Source organism: Pseudonocardia sp. TRM90224, assembly GCF_021245725.1.
Taxonomy (GTDB): domain Bacteria; phylum Actinomycetota; class Actinomycetes; order Mycobacteriales; family Pseudonocardiaceae; genus Pseudonocardia.
On sequence record NZ_JAJGSX010000003.1, the window covers coordinates 60756 to 83182 of the forward strand.

Consider the following 22427-nt stretch of genomic DNA (forward strand, 5'->3'; position numbering starts at 1 on the left):
AGGATGGGGGCCACCTGCTGGAACAACGAGCTTGTTGACAGATAGTAACGAAATGATCACTAAAGGTACTGGCCATGCCCTTCGATCCGAGCGACCCGACGTTCCTCGCCGACCCGTACCCGACGTTCGCGCGGCTGCGTGAGCGGGCGCCGGTGCACGCCCACCCGCTGATCGGGCTGCCCGTCGCGGTGTCGCACGCGGCGTGCTCCGAGCTGCTGCGCGGTCGTGACCTGGGCCGGATCTGGGTCGACGCCGAGCCTGCCGTCGCCTTCCCGGCGTTCAACCTGCTGCACCGCAACTCACTGCTGGAGCGGGAGGGGCCGTCGCACGCCCGGCTGCGCACACTCGTCGCCGGCGCGTTCAACCGCGGGCACACCGCACGGCTCGAACCCTCGATCAGGAAGCTCGCCGACCGGCTGGTCGGCGAGCTCGCCGCGCGCATCGCCGACGACGGCAGCGCCGACCTCATGTCGACGGTCGCGGCGGCGCTGCCCGTCGAGGTGATCGCGGAGCTGCTGGCCGTGCCGGAGCCCGCGCGCTCGGCGATGCGCGGCTGGTCGAACGCGATCGTGACGATGTACGAGCCCGACCCCGGCGAGCACCGGCGCCGGGCCGCCGAGCAGGCCGCCGCGGAGTTCGTCGAGGCGTTGCGCGGCCTCGCCGCGGTGCGCCGGCGCTCGCCCGGCGACGACCTCATCAGCGACCTCGTCGCGGCCGACCTCGACGTCGACGAGCTCGTCGGGACGGCAGCGCTGCTGCTGATGGCAGGGCACGAGGCGACGGTCAACGTGATCGGCAACGGTGTGCTCGCGCTGCTGCGCCATCCGGAGCAGTGGCAGCGCCTGCTCGCCGACCCCGACCTCGACGCGCGGTGCGTCGAGGAGCTGATCCGCTACGACCCGCCGCTGCAGCTCTTCGAGCGCACGGCGGTCGTCGACACCGCGGTCGCCGGGTACCCGGTGCCGGCCGGCACGAAGATCGCGGCGCTCCTCGGCGCGGCCGCGCGCGACCCCGCGGCGTTCGAGCGCCCCGACGAGCTCGACGTCGGACGGCAGCGCAACCCGCACCTCGGCTTCGGCGCGGGCGTGCACTACTGCCTCGGCGCTCCGCTCGCCCGCGTCGAGGTGGCCGCCACCCTCGACGCGCTGCGCCGCACGCTCCCGACGATGCGGCTGGCCGGCGAGCCGGTGCGCCGCCCCGACTTCGTGATGCGCGGCCTGACGGAGCTCCGCCTCACGGCCTAGTGCTCACCAGCACTTCGCGCTGCGGAGCCCGCACCGGGCCGAGCAGGCGGGTGAGGTGGACGACCACCAGCACGGTGACGGCCGCGGTCGCGGCGCCGATCATGTCGAGCAGGGCGTGCAGCACGACGCCGTCGGCCATGGCCTGCACGCCGGTGCGGAACGACCACGCGTAGACCACCGCGGCGAGCACCACGTCGAATGCGAAGAGGCCCCACCACACCAGCAGCAGACGGGACGGCTGCGGGCGCAGGTCGGGCGGGCGCGCCAGCGCGGTGTGCTCGATCTCGGCGAACACGGCGCCGGGAACAACGAGGTTGAGCCCTGGCACCACCCAGCCGATCACGATCGCCCGCATCGACCGCGAGGGCAGGACACCCGCCTGCTCGGCGGCGGCCGCCGACGCCTGCACCGACCAGTAGACGACGAGCACGCCGGACAGCACGGCGAGGACCGGCGCGACCCGCCCCGCGGCCGCCACCAGCGCGTCGGAAGCCGCAACGGCCGTCGCGGAGAGCGCGCCCTCGCGGCTCTGCACCAGCAGGACGTACCGCCAGATCTCGGCGCCCGCCGCGATCAGCGCCACGGCCGCCGTCGCCCACAGCAGCGGCACGGCCGTCGCGACTACCGAGCGGGCCTTGTGCAGGCTGCCCGGCACGGCGGCAGCACCGGCCTCCGGCTCAGGTCGCCACGGCAGCGGCGGGAAGCCCCACCGCGGGATGAACCGGTAGCGGGGCGCGCCCGTGTACGGCACGCGACGCTTCGGGATCTCGGGCGGCGGCAGCGCCGACGCGGGCGGCTCGGCGACCCAGCGCAGCGGCGCGAGGTAGTTGCCGCAGTGCGGGCAGAACGGCCCGCTGGAGAGCACGGACCGATGGCCGCACCGGAGGCACAGCACGGGAGCCATGGGCGCAGCCACCGGCGGCTAGATGACGACGGGCGGCACGCCGTCGCGCTCGCCGACGAGCGGCTTGCCCATCGCCTCCCACGCCTGCATGCCGCCGTCGACGTTGACGACGGGGTGGCCCTGCTGGGAGAGGAACGCGACGACCCGACCGGAGCGCCCACCGGATCGGCAGACGATGTAGAGCGGGTCGGCGTCCTCGGGGAGCTCGTGCAGGCGTCCGGTCAGCTCGCTCATCGGGATGTGCTGCGCGTCGGGCGCGTGCCCGGCTGCCCACTCGTCGCCCTCGCGGACGTCGAGCAGCACGGCGTCGGCCGGGAGCTCCGCGACGGAGACGCTGGGGACGGCTGGACCAGTCATGGCCCCAATCCTGCCACGCACGGCCGTGACACCCCGGTGAGCAGAACGACGACAACGACGTTGTGGCTGCGCGGAGGCCCGCGGAACAGCCACAACGTCGTTGTCGACGGTCTACCTAGTGCGCGACGGCCTTCTCGGCGCCCGCGCCGGTGAGGGCGCGGACCTCCATCTCGGCGAACTTGCCCGGCTCGACCGAGCGCTTGCCGCCGATGTAGGTGCCGATGATCCCGAGCAGGAACGACGCCGGGATCGAGATGAGCCCGGGGTTGTCCAGCGGGAACCAGTGGAAGTCGACGCCCTGGATCATCGACCCGCTGCGCCCGGTCGCCTCGTTGACCGGCTTGCCCGACACCGCGGGCGAGAACACGATCAGCACGATGCTGATCACGAGCCCGCCGTAGATGCTGAACAGCGCGCCCATGGTGTTGAACCGCTTCCAGAACAGCGAGTACAGGATCGTCGGCAGGTTGGCCGAGGCCGCCACCGCGAACGCGAGCGCGACGAGGAACGCGATGTTCTGCCCGTTCGCGATGATCCCGCCCGCGATCGCGACCAGCCCCACGATGAGCGCCGTCAGCCGGGCGACCCGCACCTCGGCGTCCGGGGTCGCGGTGCCGCGCTTGATCACGTTGGCGTAGACGTCGTGCGCGAACGACGCCGACGCCGTGATCGTCAGACCGGCCACGACCGCCAGGATCGTCGCGAACGCGATCGCGGAGATCAGCCCGAGCAGCAGCTCGCCGCCCAGCTCGTACGCCAGCAGGGGAGCCGCGTTGTTCTGGTTGGCCGTCGTGATCGTGCCCGGCTCGAGCAGCGCCGCCGCCCCGTAGCCCAGCACCAGCGTGAACAGGTAGAACAGGCCGATCAGCCAGATCGCCCACACCACCGATCGGCGCGCTTCCTTCGCCGAGGGCACGGTGTAGAAGCGCATCAGGATGTGCGGCAGGCCCGCCGTGCCCAGCACGAGCGCGAGCCCGAGCGAGACGAAGTCGACCGGGTTCGTGAAGATCAGGCCCGGCGCGAGCAGCGCCTCCCCCTTCGGGCTGGCCTCGACGGCGTCGCCGAGCAGCCCCGAGATGTTGAACCCGACGATGCCGAGCACCCACGTCGTCATGACGGCCGCGCCGATGAGCAGCAGGACGGCCTTGATGATCTGGACGTACGTCGTGCCCTTCATGCCACCGACCAACACGTACACGATCATCAGGAGCCCGACGACGGCGATGACGATGCCCTGCCCGAGCCGGTTGCTCGTGGGGATCTGCAGCAGCAACGCGATCAGCCCGCCGGCGCCTGCCATCTGCGCGAGCAGGTAGAAGAACGACACCACCAGCGTGGACGTCGCCGCAGCGGCCCGCACGGGACGCTGCCGCATGCGGAACGCGAGCACGTCACCCATCGTGAACTTGCCCGTGTTCCGCAGCAGCTCCGCCACCAGCAGCAATGCGACGAGCCACGCCACCAGGAAGCCGATGGAGTACAGGAACCCGTCGTAGCCGCCGAGCGCGATCGCGCCCGCGATGCCGAGGAACGACGCCGCGGAGAGGTAGTCGCCTGCGATGGCGACGCCGTTCTGCGGCCCGGTGAAGGCTCGACCCGCGGCGTAGTAGTCCGACGCCGTGCGGTTGGTGCGGCTGGCGCGGTAGACGAAGATCAGCGTGACGGCCACGAAGGCCACGAACACGCCGATGTTGACCAAGACGCTGCCCACGTTGGCACCGCTCTGGCTCTGTGCGATGAGACTCACGCGCCACCCTCGATGTGCTTGCGGATGCGCTCGGCAGCCGGGTCGAGGTGCTTGTCCGCGTAGCGGACGTAGATCGTGGTGATGGCGAACGTGGTGACGAACTGCATCAACCCGATCAGCAACCCGACGTTGATGTTCCCGAAGACCTTGGTCGCCATGAACCCCGGCAGGTACGACGCCATGAGCACGTACGCCAGGTACCAGATCAGGAAGGCCGCACTCATGGGGAACACGAACCTGCGCAGGCGCGAACGCAGCTGCGTGAACTCCGGGGACTCCTGCACTTGTTCGTAGATCGTGCGTGTAGAGCGCTCGCTCGTGGTACTCACGCCGGTCCTCTCCGTATCAGTGCCCCCCAAAATGATCACGGTCCGCACAGGGACCGCTACACACCGAACGATAGAGCAGTCACGGCAGTGACTCTGAATAGGCCAGCAGGGTGAAAACCACCCGTATGTGCGCGCGTGTCACACGGAGCACCCGTTCAGATGCGGGCCGCGTTCACCCGTTCGTCGACCACCCGAACGGTCATGTCGGCGCCTTCCGCACCCGCTCGGCGAGCCGGTCGCGGCTGAGCCCGAGCCGTTCCGGGGCGTGCAGCCGCAGCAGCACCTGCTCGGCATCCGCTGGTCGGCGGCGGGACGTGAGCTTGCTGATGATCGCCATCGTGAGGAAGGCAGCGGGCACGGAGACGAGCGCGGGCCGGTAGAGCAGCACACCGAGCGCGCCCGTGCCGCCCAGCCCGGCGAGACTCAGCGCAACCGCGCCCGCCGAGAGGAACCCCCCGACGAGAACACCGGCGATGGCTCCCACATCGGTCAGGCCGCGCCACCAGATCCCCAGCACGAGCAGCGGGCAGAACGTCGAGGCCGCCACCGCGAAGACCAGCGCGACCGCTTCGGAGAAGTCGAGGCGGGTGACGCCGAGCGAGAGCGCAAGCGGGACGGCGCCCGCGATGACCGCCGAGATCCGGAAGTCGCGGACCCGGCCGCTGCCCATCACGTCGGTCGAGAGCACGCCGGCGATGCTCACCACCAGCCCCGACGACGTCGAGAGGAACGCGGCCCACGCGCCGGCCGCGACGATGCTGCCCAGCAGCGCGCCGACCCATCCGGAGCCCAGGATCGCCGAGGGCAGCAGCAGCACAGCGGCGTCGGTGTCGCCGCTGACCAGCAGCTGCGGCACGTAGAGCCGGGAGAGCGCGCCGAGCAACGTCACGGTCATGTAGAACGCGCCGAGCAGCGCGAGCACGATCACCGCGGTGCGGCGGGCCGCGCGCCCGTCGGGGTTCGTGTAGAAGCGCACGAGCACGTGCGGGAGGCCCATGGTGCCGAGGAACGTCGCGATGATCAGGGAGTAGGTGCCGAGCAGCCCGAACTCCCTGCCCTCCGGGAACGGTGTGAGCCAGTCGGCGTCCGTGACCGGCGCACCCTCGACGACCGGGACCGGCGCGCCCGCCCCGAACTGCAGCTCGGAGTCGGCGAGCACGGTGTGCCGCCCGGTCTCCCAGCGGACCGACGCGCCCGAGTGCGCGACGCCGTCGACAACACCGGTCACCGTGATGTTGACCGGCACCTTGACCTGCAGCACGACATCGGTGCGGATCTGCACCGTCGTGCGGTCCGGGAACTCCGGCGGCGCCGGCCGGTCGAACGTGCGATCGCCGCTGAAGAAGTAGACCACCGCGAACAGCGCCGGGATCGCGAGCACGCTGAACTTGAGCCAGTACTGGAACGCCTGCACGAAGGTGATCGAACGCATCCCGCCCATCACCACCGTCGCGACGACGACGACGGCCGCGCCGACGGCGCCCGACCACGGCGGTAGCGACGTGACCGTGGCGACGGTCAGGCCGGCGCCCTGCAGCTGCGGCAGCAGGTAGAGCCACCCGATCACGACGACGAAGAGCGTGCAGACCTTGCGCAGGCCCGGGGAGCGCAGCCGGGCCTCCGCGAAGTCGGGCACGGTGTAGGCGCCCGACCGGCGCAGCGGCGCAGCGACGAAGAGGACCAGCGCGAGGTAGCCGGCCGTGTAGCCGACCGGGTACCAGAGCGCGTCGACGCCGTCGCGCAGGATCAGGCCGGCGACCCCGAGGAACGACGCGGCCGAGAGGTACTCGCCGGAGATCGCACCGGCGTTGGCGGCCGGCCCGACGGTGCGGGACGCGACCAGGAAGTCCGACGTGCTGCGTGCGACCCGCACGCCCAGCGAGCCGATGACCGCCGAGAGCAACGCGACGATCCCCATCGCCACGAGCGCGTACACGCCGGTCGTCGTCACGCCGTCCACTCTGTCAAAGCCCCCTCTCCGCGGCGCCGGATCGGGTCATGGCCTTCTCGGGTCGAGCCGATCGTGGGAAAGTCCTAGCCGCTCAGGAGCGTGCAACCGCAAAAGGGCGCCGTCAACTCCGTCCGGGATCTGCGCCTTGGTCAGCTTGCTCACGATGATCATCGTGAGGAACGCCAACGGCACCGCGACGGCCGCCGGCCGCTCCAGCAGCACCCCGAGCAGGTTGTCCGGCGGCCTGGCGAACATCGTGATGCCGGTCGAGATCCCGGAGAGGATCCCGCCGACGAGCACGCCGGCCACCGCGCCCGGCGCGGTGAGCCCTCGCCACCAGATCCCCAGCACCAGCAGCGGGCAGAACGTCGCTGCCGCCACCGCGAACACCAGTGGCACGGTCAAGGCGAAGTCGAGCCTGCTCACACCCAACGCCATCCCGAGCGGGACGGCCGTGGCGATCACCGCGGCGAGCCGGAAGTCCTTCAGCTTCCCCCGCAGGATGTCGGTGAAGAGCACCCCGGCGAGGCTCACCACCAGCCCTGACGATGTGGATAGGAACGCCGCCGCGGCGCCCGCCGAGATCAGGCCGCCGAGCGTCCAGCCCAGCCAGCCGTTCGGGAACGCGCCGGTGGGGACGAGCAGCACGGCGGCGTCGGTGTTGCCGGTGACCAGCAGCTGCGGCGCGTACAGCCTGGAGAGCGCGCCGACCAGCGTGATCAGGATGTAGAAGAAGCCGATCATCGCCAGCACGATCACCGTCGACCAGCGCGCGGCCCGGCCGTCGGCGTTCGTGTAGAAGCGCACCAGCACGTGCGGCAGCCCCATCGTGCCCAGGAAGCCGGCCAGCAGGATCGAGTAGATCTCCAGCAGCTGGGTGCTCGACTCGCCGGTCATCGGTTCGAGCCATTCGCGGTCCGTCGGCGGCGCCCCCACCACGACGGGCACGGGCGCGCCGCGGCTGAACTGCATCGAGGTGCCCTTCAGCGCGGTGTGCTCGCCCGCTTCCCACCTGACGAACCCGTCGACGCCCCGCCCGTCGATGATGCCGTACGCCCGGAACTGGACGGGCTCGACGACCTGGACGACCGCGTCGGTCCGCACCGAGATCGTCGTGTCGTTCACGAACTGCGGCGCGTTCGGCCTGTCGAACGAGCTGGAGCTGAACGAGAAGAGGCCGAGCACGATCACCGCCGGCACGGCGATCGCCATGAGCTTCACCCAGTACTGGAAGGCCTGCACGAAGGTGATCGAGCGCATCCCGCCGCCGACGACCGTCAGCAGCACGACAGCGCCCGCGGCCGCGACGCCGCTCCAGGCGGGCAGCCCGGTCATCGTGGTGAGCGCGAGCCCGGCTCCCTGGAGCTGCGGCAGCAGGTACAACCAGCCGATGACCAGCACGAACGCCGTCGAGACGCGGCGCAGCGCCGGCGAGTGCAGCCGGGCCTCCGCGAAGTCGGGCACCGTGTACGCGCCCGAGCGGCGCAGCGGCGCAGCGACGAACAGCAGCAGCGCGAGGTAGCCGGCGACGAACGCGACCGGGTACCAGAGCGCGTCGGCGCCCTCCTTGAGGATGATCCCGGCGATGCCGAGGAAGGACGCGGCGGAGAGGTACTCGCCCGAGATCGCGCTCGCGTTCGCGACGGGGCCGACGGTGCGCGAGGCGACGAGGAAGTCGGACGTGCTGCGCGCGACCCGGACGCCGAGCGAACCGATGACCGCCGAGACGACACCGACCAGCGCGATCGCGATGAGGGCGATGAGGGCAGGAGTCTCCAACCTCAGTCCTGCACGTGATCAGCGAAGTTCTGCTCGACCCGTTCAGCGGTGCGCGTGTGCCACCAGCCCAGCCCGAGCAGGAACGGGTAGACCGCAACCCCGAGCAGCAGCCACGGCAGCCGGATCCCGATCACCTCGACGCGGCCCAGCTCGGGGAAGAGCGCGAACATCAGCGGGAGCAGCCCGAGCGTGAGCGCGACACCCACCGCGAACCGCAGCGCGACCGTCAGCTGGGAGCCGATGAGGTTGCTGCGCAGCAGCTCGCCGACGCCGGTGCCCTCCTGGATGTCGACGACGGTGCGCACCGGCTTCGCGACACCCTTGCGCTCGGCGAGCACCACACGCACCCGGCGCGCCCTCAGCTCGGCGTCGGGGTCGTCCTCCTCCTCGACCGGAGCGACCGGAGCGACCGGAGCGACCGGAGCGGCGGCCATCGGGGCCACCGGCTGCGGCTCGACGACCTCCAGCTCGCCGGTGCGCTGCGTGGGCAGCGCGAACCGGGCCGGCCGGGTGGTCGGCGGCGTGCGAGGGGTCCAGACGACCTCGCCGTTCTCGGGAGGGGTGCCGGGCTCGTCGGTCTGCTCCTGTGGCAAGGTCATCCGCGCACGCCACAGCACCCGCTCCTTCGGCGGGTGCGCCACCATCGGTGTGGTGGACGCTCCGGGTTCCTCGCCCGGTGGCGGTGTCGTCGGCGTAGGCAGCTGCCTGAGCGGGCGGATCGGTGTCGACGGCGGGTTGGTCGTCGACGGCGGCGGTGAGAGCAGCCGCGCCGCCGCGGCACCCGTGGGTGGCGCGGGTTGTGGTCGGCCGTTGGCCGCGGGCTGCTGACCGGGCGGTGCGGGCGGCGGCAACGGCGACGGGACAACCGGTGGCGGCTCGGCCCGCAGCGGCGGGCCCGACCATCCGACCGGCGACACCGGGGCGGTCGTCTCGATCGCCGCGCGACCCCGCTGTTGTCGGTCCGGCCAGCCCGGTGGTGGCGGCACCTGCCCGTTGAAGCCCGCAGGCGGCTCCGGACGTTGCGGCATGACCGTCATCCCGCCGCCGACGGGCGCGGGTGGTGGCGCGCCGGGGCCCGGGGTGGCCTCGGAGTGCCGTGGCACGTAGCCGGTGGTGCTGGAGATGCCGGAGCCGCCGCGGCGGGCGTGCCGGCCGCTGGTGCCGCCGGAGCTCTTGGCCGCTATCCGGCGCTGGATCTCCTCACGGAGCCAGAGGGAGCCGGAATCGCCCTGCTCCCCCGGCTGCTCATCGCCCTCCGCAAAGCGGCGATCGGGTCCCGGGCCGTCTTCCGGCTCGGGCGCCACCGACGGCGGGGCGCCGTCGGTGAACGTGCTCACCGCTCACCCTCGCCGGGCCCGCCCCCAGGGATCACCGCTGGCTCCACGCCTGCTTCGTCGCGCGGACCAGCCGGTCCTTCAGCTCGCGGGTGTGGCGGCGGCTTACGGGCAGCTCGGCGCAGTCGGGGCCGCTGCCGACCCTGACGACGTACCCCGAGCCCGAGAGCCGCAGCTCCGTGACCAGCGGGAGCGAGACGAGGAACGAGCGGTGGATCCGCACGAAGCCGGCGTCGCGCCAGCGGTCCTCCAGCACCGAGAGCGGGATGCGCACCAGGTGGCTGCCCTCGTGGGTGTGCAGGCGCGCGTAGTCGCCCTGCGCCTCCACGTACCGGACGGCCGAGCGCGGCACGAGCTTCGTGGTGCCGGCGAGCTCGACGGGGATGACCTCGTCCTCGCCGCCCTCGTCGCGCACCGGCTCCGCGGCACCCGCCGCGCGGCTGTCGATGATCCTGCTGATCGAGGCGGCCAACCGCTCGCCGCGCAGCGGCTTGAGCAGGTAGTCGACCGCGCCGACCTCGTAGGCGTCGACGGCCCTGTCGTCGTGCGCTGTGACGAAGACGACGGCGGGGGGAACCGCCATCGACGAGAAGACCCGTGCGAGCTCGAGACCGTCGAGACCCGGCATGCGGATGTCGAGGAACACGACCTCGATGTCGGTGCGCTCCGCGACCCTCGTGCCGGTCATCGGGTTGGCCATGCCCCGGCCGGGCTGCGCGGCCGCCGCGGCCTCACGCACACCCTGGCGGCTGTTCAGGATCCGCAATGCGTCGGTGGCATCGGATGCCTTGAGCACCAGCGCGACCCGTGGGTCCTCGCTCAGCAGGTAGGCCAGTTCTTCGAGAGCGGGCTCCTCATCGTCAACCGCAAGTACGACCAGGCCGCCGGAGCTGTCGTTGCTGTCCACGATCTCCTCATCCTGCGTGTCCGGTGCTCGCGCCGGCGCCGGGACGATCACGCCCGGCTCCGTCGACTATGGTGACGGCCAATCCGTGTGAGTGCCAGAGCACAGCACCAATCGGGTTCAACCGATCACACCCCGCTACAAACCGTACCGCGCCCACATCGCTCTGACCTCGGCCGCCTCCGCGATCCCCAGCAGAAGATCGGTACCGACGGCCCCGCGGGCCGCGGGCACTCCACCCAGACCCAATCGGGCGAGCAAGGGCTTGCGGCCCTCCACGGGCACCAGTTCGGCGTCGGGGAAGCGTTCGGTGAGCACCCCGCGGGCGGTGCCGAGGCCGTCGACGATGCCCAGCTCGACCGCGCGGGCGCCGGTCCAGACCTCACCCGTGAAGAGCTCGGCGCCGCTCTGCAGCCGATCGCCCCGGCGTGCGACGACCCACTGCTGGAACATCTCGTGCAGCTGGTCCTGCAGGCCGCGCAGCCACGCCACGTCCTCGGCCTTCTCGGGCAGGAACGGGTCGAGCCGCGACTTCGACGTGCCCGCCGTGTAGAGCCGCCGCTGCACGCCGAAGCGCTCGATCAGCCCGTCGAGGCCGAAGCCCTGGCTGATCACGCCGATCGAGCCGACCAGCGACGTCGAGTGGGCGAAGATCTCGTCGGCGGCGCAGGCGAGCCAGTAGCCGCCGGACGCGGCGACGTCCTCGCAGAACGCGATGACCGGCACGCCCTTCTCCTCGGCGAGGCCACGGATCCGGTCGGCCACCAGCGCCGACTGGGTCGGCGACCCGCCCGGCGAGTTGACCAGCAGCGCGACGGCCGCCAAACCCTCGGGCGCGAACGCCCGCTCCAGCGTCTTCTCCAAACCCTGCGCGTTGATCACCGATCGGGGCACCGGCCCGCTCATGGCCGTGATCACGCCGTGCAGCCGCACCAGCGAGACGACGGACCGGTCGGATCGCTCGCCGAGCCGGCCGGGGAGGCGGGCGGCGAGCCGGTCGGGGATGCGTAGCGCGTCCATGCCGCCAAGTTACGCGTACCGGTCCGTCCGCACAGGCTGATCGTTTCGACCCAGCTCCTACACGCGAATCCCGGCGCGGAACTTCGGGACGCGCAAGGTGATCTTCATCCCGGCGCCGGGCGCGGTGTCGACGACCAGACCGAAGTCGTCGCCGAAGGTCGAGCGCATGCGGTCGTCGACGTTGCCGAGCCCGACGTGCGCGCCGGACTGGTGGGCGTCGTCGAGGTCGTCGGTGAGGCGCGAGGGGTCCATGCCGATGCCGTCGTCCTCGACGATGATCACGCACTCGGCGCCGGCGTTCTCGGCGGTGATGGTGATCGTGCCGCCGTTCGGCTTGCTGGCCAGCCCGTGCCGGACGGCGTTCTCGACCAGCGGCTGCAAGGCGAGGAACGGCAGCACCACCGAAAGCACTTCCGGCGCGATCTGCAGCTTGATGTTGAGCCGGTTGCCGAAACGCGCCTTCTCCAGGCGCACGTACCGCTCGATGTTCGTCAGCTCGTCCTGCAACGTCGTGTACTCGCCCGCCGTGCGGAACGAGTAACGCGTGAAGTCGGCGAACTCGATCAACAGCTCGCGGGCCCGCACCGGATCGGTGCGGATGAACGAGGCGATCGTGGTGAGCGCGTTGTAGACGAAGTGCGGCGAGATCTGCGCGCGCAGCGCACGGACCTCCGCGCGGTTGAGCCGGGCGCGCGACTCGTCGAGCTCGGCGAGCTCCAGCTGGCTGGAAACGTAGCGGGCGACCTCGGCGGTGGCCCGCAGCAGCACCGGCCCCGCGGTGGACGTGGTGAGCGCCGCGAGCGTGCCGACGATGTTGCCGTCGGTCTCCAGCGGCACGACGACGATTCCCCGCACTTCGCAATTGGGGTGGTCGCACGAGATCGAGGTGTGCGACGCGACCTGCTGGCGCCCGGTCTGGATCACCTGCTCGGCGAGCGAGCGGACGTCGGGTTCGTGCTGGTCGGCGTCGCCGTCCCAGGCCAGGGTGTGCGACCGGTTGTCGGTCATCGTCAGCGCGCACGTGTCGAGCAGCGTGCGCAGGTACGGGAGCGCGAACCCCGCCGACGTCGACGAGAGGCCCTCGCGCAGCGCGGGCGCCGCGAGCGCCACCGTGTGCAGCGTGCCGAACGTCGCCTTTTCCAGCGGCGTCGCGAACGTGTTCCTCTTGTTCCGGAAGAAGAGCCAGATCGTGACAACGACGAAGAGCAGCAGGAGCGCCGCGAGAACGAGCGACAAGGGAGAGCGAAGAAACTCGTCCACGATCTACCTCACCAGCCGGGACAACCGCCGATCGGCAAGCGGCTTGCCGCCGGTCTGACAGCCGGGACAGTACTGGAACGACTTATTGGCGAAGGACACCTCCCGTACGGTGTCGCCGCAGACAGGGCAGGGCAGGCCGGTGCGCGCGTGCACCCGCAGGCCGGACCGCTTCTCGCCTTTCAGCTCTGCCGCCTTTTGGCCTACCGAACGGTCGACCGCATCGGTCAGAACGGACCGCAGAGCGGCGTAGAGCTCGTCCACCTGCTCCGGTTTCAGCTTTCCCGAGGCCGCGTACGGGGAGAGCTTCGCGGTATGCAGTATTTCGTCGCTGTAGGCGTTGCCGACGCCCGCCATGACGGTCTGCTCGACGAGCAGGGTCTTGATCCGCTCGGTGTGCCCGGCGAGCAGCTCGCCGAACTCGTCGCGGGAGAGCGCGAGCGCGTCGGGCCCCAGCCGCGCGATGCCCGGCACCTCCTGCGGGTCGCGCACGAGGTAGACGGCGAGCCGCTTCTGCGTGCCGGCCTCGGTGAGGTCGAACCCGGGGCCGCCGACGTGGTCGAGGTGCACCCGCAGCTCCAACGGGCCGCGACCGGGCTTCGGCGGGGTGGCCGTGGCGGTCTCGTGCCAGCGCAGCCAGCCGGCCCTGGACAGGTGCGTGATCAGGTGCAGCCCCTCGTCGGGCTTGTCCTGGAACTCGACGGAGAGGAACTTGCCGTAGCGGGACGCGCCCGTGACCACCCGCCCCACCAGCGCGGACACCGGCGGGTCGAACGTCTTGACCGCGCTCATCGAGGCCAGGTCGATCCGCGCCACCGGCCGGTAGAGCGCGTGTTCGCGCAGGTGGTGGGCGAGCGCTTCGATCTCGGGGAGCTCTGGCACGGCAGGACCTGGTGTCTAGTTGACCGGTTGGAGCGGGCTGTCGGCGTGGCCCGGGGTGCCCTGGGTGCGCAGCCTGCGGATGACGATGCGCAGCTCCTCCTTCGCCTTGGAGCCGCCGCGCACGAGCCCCGTCCAGCGCTCGGCCGGCAGGTCGTAGCTGCCCGCCGTCTCGGCGACGACCGTCCAGGGCCGGCGCAGCCACCAGCGCACGGGGAAGAACAGCACCACAAGTGCGGCGAGGACCCACAGGTACCACGGGATGTGCACCTGCGCGGGCCGCCACAGCGCGATGATCAACCAGAACAGGAAGAGCGCCGAGAGGATGAGCACCGCCGCTCCGCGGCCGCCGTCGACGTCGTGCTCGAAGTCGTCGCCCGTGGCCGGCAGCGACCACTCGATGTTGCGGCGCACGGACCACTCACGCGAGTCGACACCGATGACGGTCTTGGTCCGCATTCGTTCCTGCCCGATCGTTCGTGCCGGTGGAGAAGAGGGCCCCTCCACTTTCCCACAAGTGGGGGTCTACGGGGAGGAATCGCTCACCAGCGGACGGGGAGGCTGGTGAGCCCGTTGATGAAGTTCGACGTCAGCCGCCGCGGCGGCCCGTCGAGCCGCGCGACGGGCAGCCGGAGGAACTCGGTGAAGAAGGCCCGCATCTGCAGCCGCGCGAACGCCGCGCCGAGGCACAGGTGCGGCCCCTGGCCGAACGCGAGGTGCTCGTTCGGCTGCCGGTGGAGATCGAACCGGAACGGGTCGGCGAACCGGCGCTCGTCGACGTTGGCCGAGACGTGGTAGACGACCACCTTGTCGCCCTGCGCGATCCGGGCGCCGGCCAGCTCCATGTCGCGGGTAGCGGTGCGCCGGAACGTCAGCACCGGAGGGTGCAAGCGCAGCATCTCCTCGACGGCCGAGGGCAGCAGCTCCGGACGTTCCCGCAGCTCGCGATAGGCGTCCGGGTTCTCCAAGAGCATCAGCACCCCGCCGGGGAGCGCGCTGCGGACCGTGTCGTTGCCGGCGACGACCAGCAGGAAGAAGAACATCTTCAGCTCGGCCCCGGTGAGCCGCTCGCCGTCGACCTCGGCCTGCACGAGCGCCGTCATGACGTCGTCGGCGGGCTCGGCGCGCTTGCGCTCGGCCAACGACTCGGCGTAGCCGAACATGTCGGCGAGCATCGCGGGAGAGCGCGGGTTGACCGGGCGGCCGTCCGCCCCGGTGACGACCGTGGCGTGCTCGGGGTCCTGGTAGCCGATCACCCTGTTCGTCCACTCCAGCAGCAGCGCGCGGTCGGCCGCCGGCACGCCGAGCAGGTCGGAGAGGTTCTGCAGCGGCAGGTCGTCGGTGACGTCCTTCGGCAGGTCGCACCCGCCGGCCGCCGCCGCGAGCAGCGTCGCCGCCCGTTCCTGGACGGTCTCGGCGAACTTCTCCAGCCTGCGCCGCGTGAACGCGCCCGTGACCAGCGTGCGCAGCCGCACCTGCTCGGGCGGGTCCATGTTCAGGATCATCCGGCGGATGAACGGCAGGTCGTCGGGATCGGGATCGCGGATCTGCGTCGCACCGAGCGAGGAGGAGAAGTCGGCCGGCGAGCGCAGTACGTGCCGCACGTCGTCGTAGCGGGTGACGGCCCAGAAGCCCGGCCCGGCCGGCCAGATCCCGACCTCGTGCTCGTCCTGCCAGCTCACGGGGGCGTCGTCGCGCAGCTCGCGAAGCGCGTCGTGCGGGACGGCGGCGGCGAAGACGCGGGGATCGAAGACGTTCGGCACGGCTCACTCCTACCCCGGTGTTCGGGATCACGGAACTCCCCGGGCCGATCCGGTTGCCGCTGATCGATCGCCGAGCGCATGCTTGAGACAAGCAAGTCGATGCTTGCTACAAGCAAAGCGTTGGTAAAGAAGATAGCGCAGGAGTTCCGCATGACCACCGAAGCCACTCCGGAACAGGCGGTTGCGAAGCCGTCGGGGGAGCTGAGCCACCGGCAGGTGCTCACGATCCTCGCCGGGCTCGCGCTGGGGATGTTCCTCGCCGCGCTGGACCAGACCGTCGTCTCGACGGCCATCCGGACGATCGCCGACGACCTCGGCGGGCTGAGCCTGCAGGCGTGGGCGACCACGGCGTTCCTGATCACGGGCACGATCAGCACGCCGCTCTACGGCAAGCTCTCCGACATCTACGGGCGCAAGCCGCTCTTCCTGACCGCCATCACGATCTTCGTGATCGGCTCGGTGCTCTGCACCTTCGCGCAGTCGATGTACGAGCTGGCGATCTTCCGCGCCGTGCAGGGCCTCGGCGCGGGCGGTCTGTTCTCGCTCGCGCTCACGATCCTCGGCGACATCGTCCCGCCGCGGCAGCGCGCCCGCTACCAGGGCTACATCCTGGCCGTCTTCGGGACGTCCAGCGTGCTGGGGCCGGTGATCGGCGGGCTCTTCTCCGGGCAGGCCACCATCGCCGGCATCGACGGCTGGCGCTGGATCTTCCTGGTCAACGTGCCGCTGGGGGTCATCGCGCTGGCCGTCGTCGCCAGGGTGCTGAACGTGCCGCACATGCCGCGCAAGCACCGCATCGACTGGCCCGGCGCGCTCACGCTCGCGGTGTTCCTGGTGCCGCTGCTGATCGTCGCCGAGCAGGGCCGCGAGTGGGGCTGGAGCTCCGCCAACGCGCTGATCTGCTACGCCGTCGGCGCGGTGGGGCTCGTGCTGTTCCTGCTGGCCGAACGCGCCTACGGCGACGACGCGCTGCTCCCGCTGCGGCTGTTCCGCACCCGGGTCTTCGCCCTCACCAGCCTCGCCGGGGTCATCATCGGCGCCGGCATGTTCGGCGGGATGGCGCTGCTGCCGCAGTTCCTGCAGATCGTCCACGGCGCGACGCCGACGGAGGCGGGCTTCCTTATGCTCCCGCTGGTCGCGGGAATCATGCTGGCCTCGATCATCTCGGGCCAGATCACCTCCCGCACCGGCCGTTACAAGATCTTCCCGGTGATCGGGACCGCGCTGATGGTCGGCGCGATGCTGCTCATGCACTTCCGGATCACCGTCGACATCCCGCTCTGGGAGCTGGACCTCTACATGGCGATGTTCGGGCTGGGGCTCGGGCAGTGCATGCAGACCCTCGTGCTGGCCGTGCAGAACGCCGTCCCGGCGCGGGACATGGGTGTTGCGACGGCGTCGTCGACGTTCTTCCGGCAGCTCGGCGGCACGCTGGGGACCGCGGTGTTCCTCTCGATCGTGTTCAGCACCGTCACCGGCAACATCGGCGACGAGTTCCGCACCGCCGCGGCATCGCCGCAGTTCCAGGCCGCGCTCGCGGACCCGGCCGTGCGGGCCGATCCCGCCAACCGGCCGGTGCTCGCCGCCCTGTCGGGCGGCGGCGACGGCGCGGCATCGAGCGTCCTGACCGACTCGTCGTTCCTCCAGCGCATCGACGAGCGGCTGGCCAGGCCGTTCCTCGCGGGCTTCACCGACTCGATGACGCTCACCTTCCTGATCGTCGCGTGCGTGCTGGCGCTGGCGTTCTTCGTGGTGCTCTTCGTCAAGGAGCTGCCGCTGCGGACGATGTCGGGCGCGCAGGCCGCCGCGGCGGAGGAAGCGGCGCTCGCAGAAGCCGCTGTCGCGGGCTCCACGCTCTCGGCCGAGGCCGCCGACGCCGAGCTCGCGTCGGCGCACGTGAACGACGGGCGCCACGCGATGGTGCCGGTGGCTCCGGCCGTCCCGGCCGTTCCGATCGTCACCGGGGTGATGTTCGAGCGGGCGATCCTCGGCATCGCGCTGCGCGCCGACGGGCGGCCGCTGGCGCAGGTCGTCGTGACGGTCGCGGACACGGCCGGTCACCAGCAGGCGCGGGTCAGCACCGGGCCCGACGGCCGGTACGTCGCGCCGGTGCCGGCGAGCGGGATCTACCTGCTGGTCGCGACGGCCGAGGCGTACCAGCCGCATGCCGCGATGGTCAGCGTGACCGAGGGCGGCGCCCGGCACGACCTCGTGCTCGCCGGCACGAGCGGCGTCCACGGGACGGTGCACCCGACCGGTGGCGCGCTCGCAACGGTCGCGCTCATCGACGTCCACGGCGATGTCGCGGCAGCCGGCACGAGCGACCACCACGGGTGGTTCCGCCTGTTCGGGGTGCCGGCGGGCAGCTACACGCTCACCGCGGCGTGCCCCGGGCAGCACCCGGTGGCCGTCCGCATCACGCTGGCGGCCGGCGAGGACGCGGAACGCAACGTGGAGCTGCCAGGCCGCTCCCGGCTCTCCGGTCTGATCACGGCCGCGACCAGCGGGGAGGCCGTCGAGGAGGCCGTGGCGACGCTGGTCGACCGCAACGGCGCGGTCGTCGCCTCCGCGGTGACGGGCGCCGACGGCGCGTTCACGTTCCACGACCTCGCGTCGGGCACGTACACGCTCGTGGCGAGCGGATACGCACCGGTCAAGCAGCTAGTCGAGGTGACCGCGGGCGCGCAGGCCACGGCGGTGATCGAGCTGCGGCCGGCGGAGCCTCAGACGCCTCAGACGCCGAAGTCGAGCGTGCCCGTCAGCACTCCCTCTTGAGCGAGCAGCCACTCCTTCGTCGCCCTGCCACCGCCGAACCCGCCGAGCCCGTCGGAGGCGAGCACGCGGTGGCACGGGACGACGACCGGGATGGGGTTGGAGCCCATGATGGCTCCGACCCCGCGGGCCGCGGTGTACGCGCTGCCGAGCTCGCCGCGCACGGCCAGCTCGCCGTAGGTGACGGTGGCTCCGAACGGGACCGTGGCGTACAGCGCTTCGAGCACCCGCCGCTGCGAGCCCGACGTGAGGCTCCAGTCGATCGGCACCTCGAACGTGCGGCGCTCGCCGGCGAGGTACTCGCGCAGCTCCCTGGCAGCGGCGTCGGTCGCCGGACCCTGTTCGAGCGGCTCCCCGAGGCGCTCGGCCGCCCGCGCGGCCGCCTCCGGCACATCGCCGAACGCGACGAGCGCGAGCCCCGCCCCGGTGACCCCGATCGTCAGCGCGCCGATCGGCGCCGGCGCGGGGATCACACTCCAGGTGAATGCCACACAGACTGTTTACAGGACTGCTCCGACAGTTCCCTGGCGTGAGATGCTCGACGGGCGGCACGAGGAGGCAGGATGTCCGGGTTGCTCAAGGCGGTGCGGTGGCCGCTGACGGCCGTGACCATCGCCGCCGGGCTGATCGTCCTCGCGTTCGTGCTGGACACCGGCCCGACGACGGTTCGCGAGCTCGCCCTCACCATCGGCGCACCGACCCTCTTCTTCCTCCTCCCGGCCGCCGTCATCTGGCTGATCGTGGCGGCGGTGCTGCACGCGCGGCGCGACTAGTTCGCAGCTCGCGGTCCATGCAAGGGCAGGAAAGCCACTTTCCGGCCCCCACAGGGCAGGAAAGTGGCTTTCCGGCCCTCCCCGACACCCGGGATGACCTCCGGCCGGAGCCCTAGGCTGGGACGGTGGCGGGTGGGCGAGTGGTGGCACCGGACGAGCCGGCTCAGGTGAGGCTCGAGCTCGGCGGCTGGTACCGCCGAGGTGGGCAGCGGTGCACCGTGCACGTCACCACCGAGGAGTTCGGCGCCGCGGTTCGTGCAGGCTTGCCCGACGAACTGGGACCGTGGCACCTGACCGGTGTCGATCCGCGCGCCGCCCCCGACGGGAGTCGCGAGTCGCACGCCTGGGCCGAAGACGATGTGCGTATCGAGCACCACGGCCGCACCCGGTCCGGTCACCGAGCCAACATGTGGATCTGGTCGTCCACCCTGACGCGATCGCATCCCCTGCTGACGGACGGCGCGACGTACGAAAAGCGGTGCTCCTACAACGGCTTCCTGCTCGTCCAGTCCGCCACTACGACCATCTGGCGCCCCTCCGCCGGGCCCACGGCCCGCGACGTCTGCGTGGTCGATGCCGTCTACACGACCGAGGGTGACCTCGTCACCTACCCCCACTACCTGTCCGTCTGGCGCCGCATTTCCCGCCGCCTCCGCAAGGTCGCCGACCAACCGGGGCCCGCGATCGGACACCCGCTCCGGGACGGCTACCGCTGGTCGGCCGCTGCGCTGGCGGAGGCAGAGGCGATGCTCGACCGGAGCACCCGACCCACCTGATCGACCGCCCCGGGAGATCACGAGCTAAGGCTGGACCAGCCCGTTCCCTCGGCGTCCAGCTTCGGGAAGAGGTCGGCGCCCAGGTGCCGGGCCGTCCAGCCCGTCCAGTCGCCGCTCGGCCACCCGTGGTGGACGACGAGGTGCCCGTACAGGTCGGGGGACAGCGTCGCGGCGACGATCTCCGTGGCGCGCTGCAGCGAGATGCGGTCGGTGAAGCCGTCCTTCTCCGCCAGCTCGTCGACGGCCGCCGCGTGGAAGGCGAAGGCCGCCGCTCCTGCTCTCTCCAGCACCGCGGCGGGCTCCGGGTCGGCCGCGGCCGAGCGGAGCACCGTCAGCAGGGGGTGGCGACGTTCCAGCAGGACGGTCGTGGTGGTGATGTGCTCGCGCAGCGCGGCGAGGCCATCGGGTTCGTCGCGCAGCCGCTGCACCCACCCGGACGGCTGATCCTCGGCCGCCGCGGCCAGCGCGGCCTCCAGGACGGCCGACTTGCTGCCGAAGGAGAGGTAGAGCGTCTGAACCGCGACCCCGGCCGCACGCGCGAGCGCAGCCATCGTCGTCTCCAGGTAGCCCTGCTCCGCGAAGAGCGGACCCGCCGCGGCCACGATGCGCCGGCGGGTCGCCTCGGCGCGTTGGGCGTTGGCCGTCGACCTGGGCACGTGCTCTCCCCTCGTTCACTGGAACGTCATTACACCATGGCGTGCCAGTATTGCATTACACGATCATCTTCCAGTATCAGGCTGATGCAGTACGTGATTGCTCGGTCGCGCCGTGCAACGATCTGGCATCCGCGGGAGAGGGAGTCGCATGGGTCGCTCAGGACGGCACGCAGCCGCGATCGCGCTGATCACGTTGACCGCGCTCGCGCCCACCGCCTGCGCCCAGCCGGATCCGACCGCGGCTATCACCCAGCCCGCGGCAACGCCGCCGCCCGAGCCGCTGCTGCCCGACGAAGGTCAGCGCAGCGCCTCTCCGCAGGAGGCGACGGACTGGACCACCGACCGGTCGCCGGGCCAGAAGTGGCTGCTCGACCCGTGCGGCCCGACCGCCTACCCGACCGACCGGCAGCGCGTCAGCTTCCGCACGGTCTCCCGGACCGGCCCCGAGTACCACAGCGCGCGCCAGCTCGGCACGTACCCGACCGCCGACGTCGCCGCGGACGTGCTCGCGGGCTTCCGCAGGGCGATCTCCGCCTGCGCAACCGGACGCACCGCCGACGGCGCCGACTGGAAGTGGGCGACGAGGGACGTGAACGGCCTCGGCGACGAGGCGTTCGTCGCGGCGACGACAGTCGGGAAGGTGGACGAATCGAGGTTCGGCGCGCGGATCGTCGTCACGCGGGTCGGGCTGATGGTGTTCATGGCCTACGGCAGCGGCGAGTTCTACACGGCGGAGGTCGACGACGAAGGAGCTCGCGCGATGCAGGACGTCGCGCGCCGGTTCGTCGACTCGCTCTGACTCACGGCTTGCGCGCCACCCCGGCCACCGCGGGGAGGTCCTCCAGGACGGCGGACTCCGCGTCGGGACGCCATCGCGTCACCGAGACGACTCCCGGCTCGACGAGCTTCAACCCGGCGAAGCACTCGGCGATCTGCTCGGGCTGCCGGCCCGCCCGGGTTGCGGCGCCGTCGCCGAGCGCGAGATGGCTGCCCGGCGGAACTGCCGCCATCAACGTGCGGACCACGGCCTTCATGTCGTCGGGATCCGGTGTCGCGTCGCCCATCACCCCGAGCAGCATGACCGCGACCGGCCGATCGAAGTCCAGGTGCCGACGGGCCTGCTCGATGAGCGACCCGGGCTCGCGTACGTCGGCACGGATATAGGTGGTCGCGCCCTCCGGCGTCGAATCAGCCAGGAGAGCACGCGCGTGCACGAGGACAAGCGGATCGTTGTCGACGTAGACGACACGGGATGCGGGGTTGATGCCTTGGGCGACCTGGTGCGTGTTCTCCATCGTCGGCAACCCGGCCCCGATGTCCAAGAACTGGTCGACACCTGCCGCGCCCGCCAGGAACCGGACGGCGCGGACGAGGAACTGCCGCGACTCCCGCGCGAGCAGGCGGACCTGCGGGTACTGCTCGACCACCGCATCACCGGCCGCCCGGTCGGCGGCGAAGTTGTCCGTCCCGCCCAACCAGTGGTTCCAGATCCGTGCGGAATGCGGAACGTCGAAACGTAAATCGGCGGGGTGGTCGTCCATTGAAAGCACTCCTCGACCTGTGAAACCGAGCGGTCGAGTCACTCTACAATCGGGTGACAGAGGTAACTAACGCCTTCCCTTTGCCTTCATTTCCTCCTGTTTCCCCAGATCCTGGTCCTGGCGTACTCGATCGGATACACGCCGTGCTTGTCGAGGAACTGCTGGTTGACCCGGTCGGCCAGGTGGATCCCGGCCCAGCACCCGCCGGTGCCGGCGAGGGTCAGGACGATCAAACCCATACCGTTCTCGACCAGGAAACCCCACACGGCCACAACGGCCGGCCAGGCCGCGAACTCGTACATTCTTCCCCCGGAATCGTTGTCCCTGCGCGCATCCGCACCACGATTTCGCGCCCCCGCGCGTGGCATGCGCCTGCGGCTCATCATCGGTCAGGCGGTCGGGATCCCTCCCCGCGCTGCCGGTCGGCGGCTGCTGCGCCGA

General features: G+C 71.3%; 22 protein-coding genes. 5 read left to right on the forward strand and 17 right to left on the reverse strand.

What is annotated here, in order from left to right; genetic code table 11:
- Positions 1-74: 74 nt before the first annotated feature.
- The gene (locus tag LL648_RS04460; protein WP_232661111.1) at positions 75-1244 is read left to right on the forward strand and encodes a cytochrome P450; all 1170 of its coding nucleotides are present in this window, start codon (positions 75-77) and stop codon (positions 1242-1244) included.
- Here LL648_RS04460 and LL648_RS04465 read toward each other — a convergent pair.
- The 13 genes from LL648_RS04465 to LL648_RS04525 all read right to left on the reverse strand — a co-directional run bounded on the left by LL648_RS04465 (position 1234) and on the right by LL648_RS04525 (position 15468).
- Positions 1234-2148, reverse strand: coding sequence for a DUF4328 domain-containing protein (locus tag LL648_RS04465; RefSeq protein WP_232661112.1), 915 nt, complete (start codon positions 2146-2148; stop codon positions 1234-1236). The genes LL648_RS04460 and LL648_RS04465 overlap by 11 nt on opposite strands.
- A gap of 18 nt (positions 2149-2166) precedes the next feature.
- Complete coding sequence (locus LL648_RS04470; RefSeq protein ID WP_232661113.1) at positions 2167-2505, reverse strand: rhodanese-like domain-containing protein; 339 nt, start codon at positions 2503-2505, stop codon at positions 2167-2169.
- Positions 2506-2620: 115 nt separating this feature from the next.
- A complete protein-coding gene (locus LL648_RS04475) occupies positions 2621-4252 on the reverse strand; it encodes a solute symporter family protein (RefSeq protein ID WP_374111984.1) in 1632 nt (543 codons plus the stop codon).
- Entirely contained in the window at positions 4249-4581 is a 333-nt protein-coding gene (locus LL648_RS04480; protein ID WP_232661115.1) for a DUF485 domain-containing protein, read from the reverse strand. Before LL648_RS04480 ends, LL648_RS04475 begins: the two co-directional genes overlap by 4 nt.
- Before the next feature lie 199 nt (positions 4582-4780).
- Positions 4781-6499 carry a sodium/solute symporter gene (locus LL648_RS04485; RefSeq protein WP_255684605.1) on the reverse strand — a complete coding sequence of 573 codons (1719 nt, stop codon included), beginning with the start codon at positions 6497-6499 and terminating at the stop codon, positions 4781-4783.
- Positions 6500-6577: 78 nt separating this feature from the next.
- Positions 6578-8311 carry a sodium/solute symporter gene (locus LL648_RS04490; protein WP_232661117.1) on the reverse strand — a complete coding sequence of 578 codons (1734 nt, stop codon included), beginning with the start codon at positions 8309-8311 and terminating at the stop codon, positions 6578-6580.
- Between the two features lie 2 nt (positions 8312-8313).
- Complete coding sequence (locus tag LL648_RS04495) at positions 8314-9648, reverse strand: hypothetical protein (RefSeq protein ID WP_232661118.1); 1335 nt, start codon at positions 9646-9648, stop codon at positions 8314-8316.
- Positions 9649-9679: 31 nt separating this feature from the next.
- Positions 9680-10552 carry a LytR/AlgR family response regulator transcription factor gene (locus LL648_RS04500; protein ID WP_232661836.1) on the reverse strand — a complete coding sequence of 291 codons (873 nt, stop codon included), beginning with the start codon at positions 10550-10552 and terminating at the stop codon, positions 9680-9682.
- A gap of 135 nt (positions 10553-10687) precedes the next feature.
- Positions 10688-11569, reverse strand: a complete 882-nt coding sequence (locus LL648_RS04505; protein ID WP_232661119.1) for a S49 family peptidase — start codon at positions 11567-11569, stop codon at positions 10688-10690.
- A gap of 57 nt (positions 11570-11626) precedes the next feature.
- Entirely contained in the window at positions 11627-12805 is a 1179-nt protein-coding gene (locus LL648_RS04510) for a sensor histidine kinase (RefSeq protein ID WP_232661120.1), read from the reverse strand.
- Positions 12806-12832: 27 nt separating this feature from the next.
- Positions 12833-13708, reverse strand: a complete 876-nt coding sequence (locus tag LL648_RS04515) for an Fpg/Nei family DNA glycosylase (protein WP_232661121.1) — start codon at positions 13706-13708, stop codon at positions 12833-12835.
- A gap of 15 nt (positions 13709-13723) precedes the next feature.
- Complete coding sequence (locus LL648_RS04520) at positions 13724-14164, reverse strand: hypothetical protein (protein WP_232661122.1); 441 nt, start codon at positions 14162-14164, stop codon at positions 13724-13726.
- Between the two features lie 83 nt (positions 14165-14247).
- Positions 14248-15468: a cytochrome P450 gene (locus tag LL648_RS04525; protein WP_232661123.1), complete on the reverse strand. Its 1221-nt coding sequence runs from the start codon at positions 15466-15468 to the stop codon at positions 14248-14250.
- 150 nt (positions 15469-15618) lie between these two features.
- Here LL648_RS04525 and LL648_RS04530 point away from each other — a divergent pair, with 150 nt between their 5' ends.
- Complete coding sequence (locus LL648_RS04530; RefSeq protein WP_232661124.1) at positions 15619-18243, forward strand: MFS transporter; 2625 nt, start codon at positions 15619-15621, stop codon at positions 18241-18243.
- Here LL648_RS04530 and LL648_RS44990 read toward each other — a convergent pair.
- Complete coding sequence (locus tag LL648_RS44990) at positions 18201-18731, reverse strand: methylated-DNA--[protein]-cysteine S-methyltransferase (protein ID WP_232661125.1); 531 nt, start codon at positions 18729-18731, stop codon at positions 18201-18203. The genes LL648_RS04530 and LL648_RS44990 overlap by 43 nt on opposite strands.
- A gap of 72 nt (positions 18732-18803) precedes the next feature.
- Between LL648_RS44990 and LL648_RS04540 the strand changes: the two genes are divergently transcribed.
- A complete protein-coding gene (locus LL648_RS04540) occupies positions 18804-19013 on the forward strand; it encodes a hypothetical protein (protein WP_232661126.1) in 210 nt (69 codons plus the stop codon).
- Positions 19014-19231: 218 nt separating this feature from the next.
- Positions 19232-19789: a hypothetical protein gene (locus LL648_RS04545; RefSeq protein WP_232661127.1), complete on the forward strand. Its 558-nt coding sequence runs from the start codon at positions 19232-19234 to the stop codon at positions 19787-19789.
- 17 nt (positions 19790-19806) lie between these two features.
- On the opposite strand, the gene LL648_RS04550 is transcribed toward LL648_RS04545, so the two are convergent.
- The gene (locus tag LL648_RS04550; protein ID WP_232661128.1) at positions 19807-20445 is read right to left on the reverse strand and encodes a TetR/AcrR family transcriptional regulator; all 639 of its coding nucleotides are present in this window, start codon (positions 20443-20445) and stop codon (positions 19807-19809) included.
- Between the two features lie 148 nt (positions 20446-20593).
- Between LL648_RS04550 and LL648_RS04555 the strand changes: the two genes are divergently transcribed.
- Positions 20594-21244, forward strand: coding sequence for a hypothetical protein (locus LL648_RS04555; RefSeq protein ID WP_232661129.1), 651 nt, complete (start codon positions 20594-20596; stop codon positions 21242-21244).
- A gap of 1 nt (position 21245) precedes the next feature.
- On the opposite strand, the gene LL648_RS04560 is transcribed toward LL648_RS04555, so the two are convergent.
- Positions 21246-21986: an SAM-dependent methyltransferase gene (locus tag LL648_RS04560; RefSeq protein WP_232661130.1), complete on the reverse strand. Its 741-nt coding sequence runs from the start codon at positions 21984-21986 to the stop codon at positions 21246-21248.
- Between the two features lie 86 nt (positions 21987-22072).
- Entirely contained in the window at positions 22073-22288 is a 216-nt protein-coding gene (locus tag LL648_RS04565) for a hypothetical protein (RefSeq protein WP_232661131.1), read from the reverse strand.
- Between the last annotated feature and the right edge of the window lie 139 nt (positions 22289-22427).

Bases quoted from the DNA above. Each gene is read 5' to 3' on its own strand.
- LL648_RS04460 (WP_232661111.1), top strand. From the start codon at position 75: ATGCCCTTCGATCCGAGCGACCCGACGTTCCTCGCCGACCCGTACCCG.
- LL648_RS04465 (WP_232661112.1), bottom strand. From the start codon at position 2,148: ATGGCTCCCGTGCTGTGCCTCCGGTGCGGCCATCGGTCCGTGCTCTCC.
- LL648_RS04470 (WP_232661113.1), bottom strand. From the start codon at position 2,505: ATGACTGGTCCAGCCGTCCCCAGCGTCTCCGTCGCGGAGCTCCCGGCC.
- LL648_RS04485 (WP_255684605.1), bottom strand. From the start codon at position 6,499: ATGGGGATCGTCGCGTTGCTCTCGGCGGTCATCGGCTCGCTGGGCGTG.
- LL648_RS04505 (WP_232661119.1), bottom strand. From the start codon at position 11,569: ATGGACGCGCTACGCATCCCCGACCGGCTCGCCGCCCGCCTCCCCGGC.
- LL648_RS04520 (WP_232661122.1), bottom strand. From the start codon at position 14,164: ATGCGGACCAAGACCGTCATCGGTGTCGACTCGCGTGAGTGGTCCGTG.
- LL648_RS04530 (WP_232661124.1), top strand. From the start codon at position 15,619: ATGACCACCGAAGCCACTCCGGAACAGGCGGTTGCGAAGCCGTCGGGG.
- LL648_RS04540 (WP_232661126.1), top strand. From the start codon at position 18,804: ATGTCCGGGTTGCTCAAGGCGGTGCGGTGGCCGCTGACGGCCGTGACC.
- LL648_RS04555 (WP_232661129.1), top strand. From the start codon at position 20,594: ATGGGTCGCTCAGGACGGCACGCAGCCGCGATCGCGCTGATCACGTTG.
- LL648_RS04560 (WP_232661130.1), bottom strand. From the start codon at position 21,986: ATGGACGACCACCCCGCCGATTTACGTTTCGACGTTCCGCATTCCGCA.
- LL648_RS04565 (WP_232661131.1), bottom strand. From the start codon at position 22,288: ATGTACGAGTTCGCGGCCTGGCCGGCCGTTGTGGCCGTGTGGGGTTTC.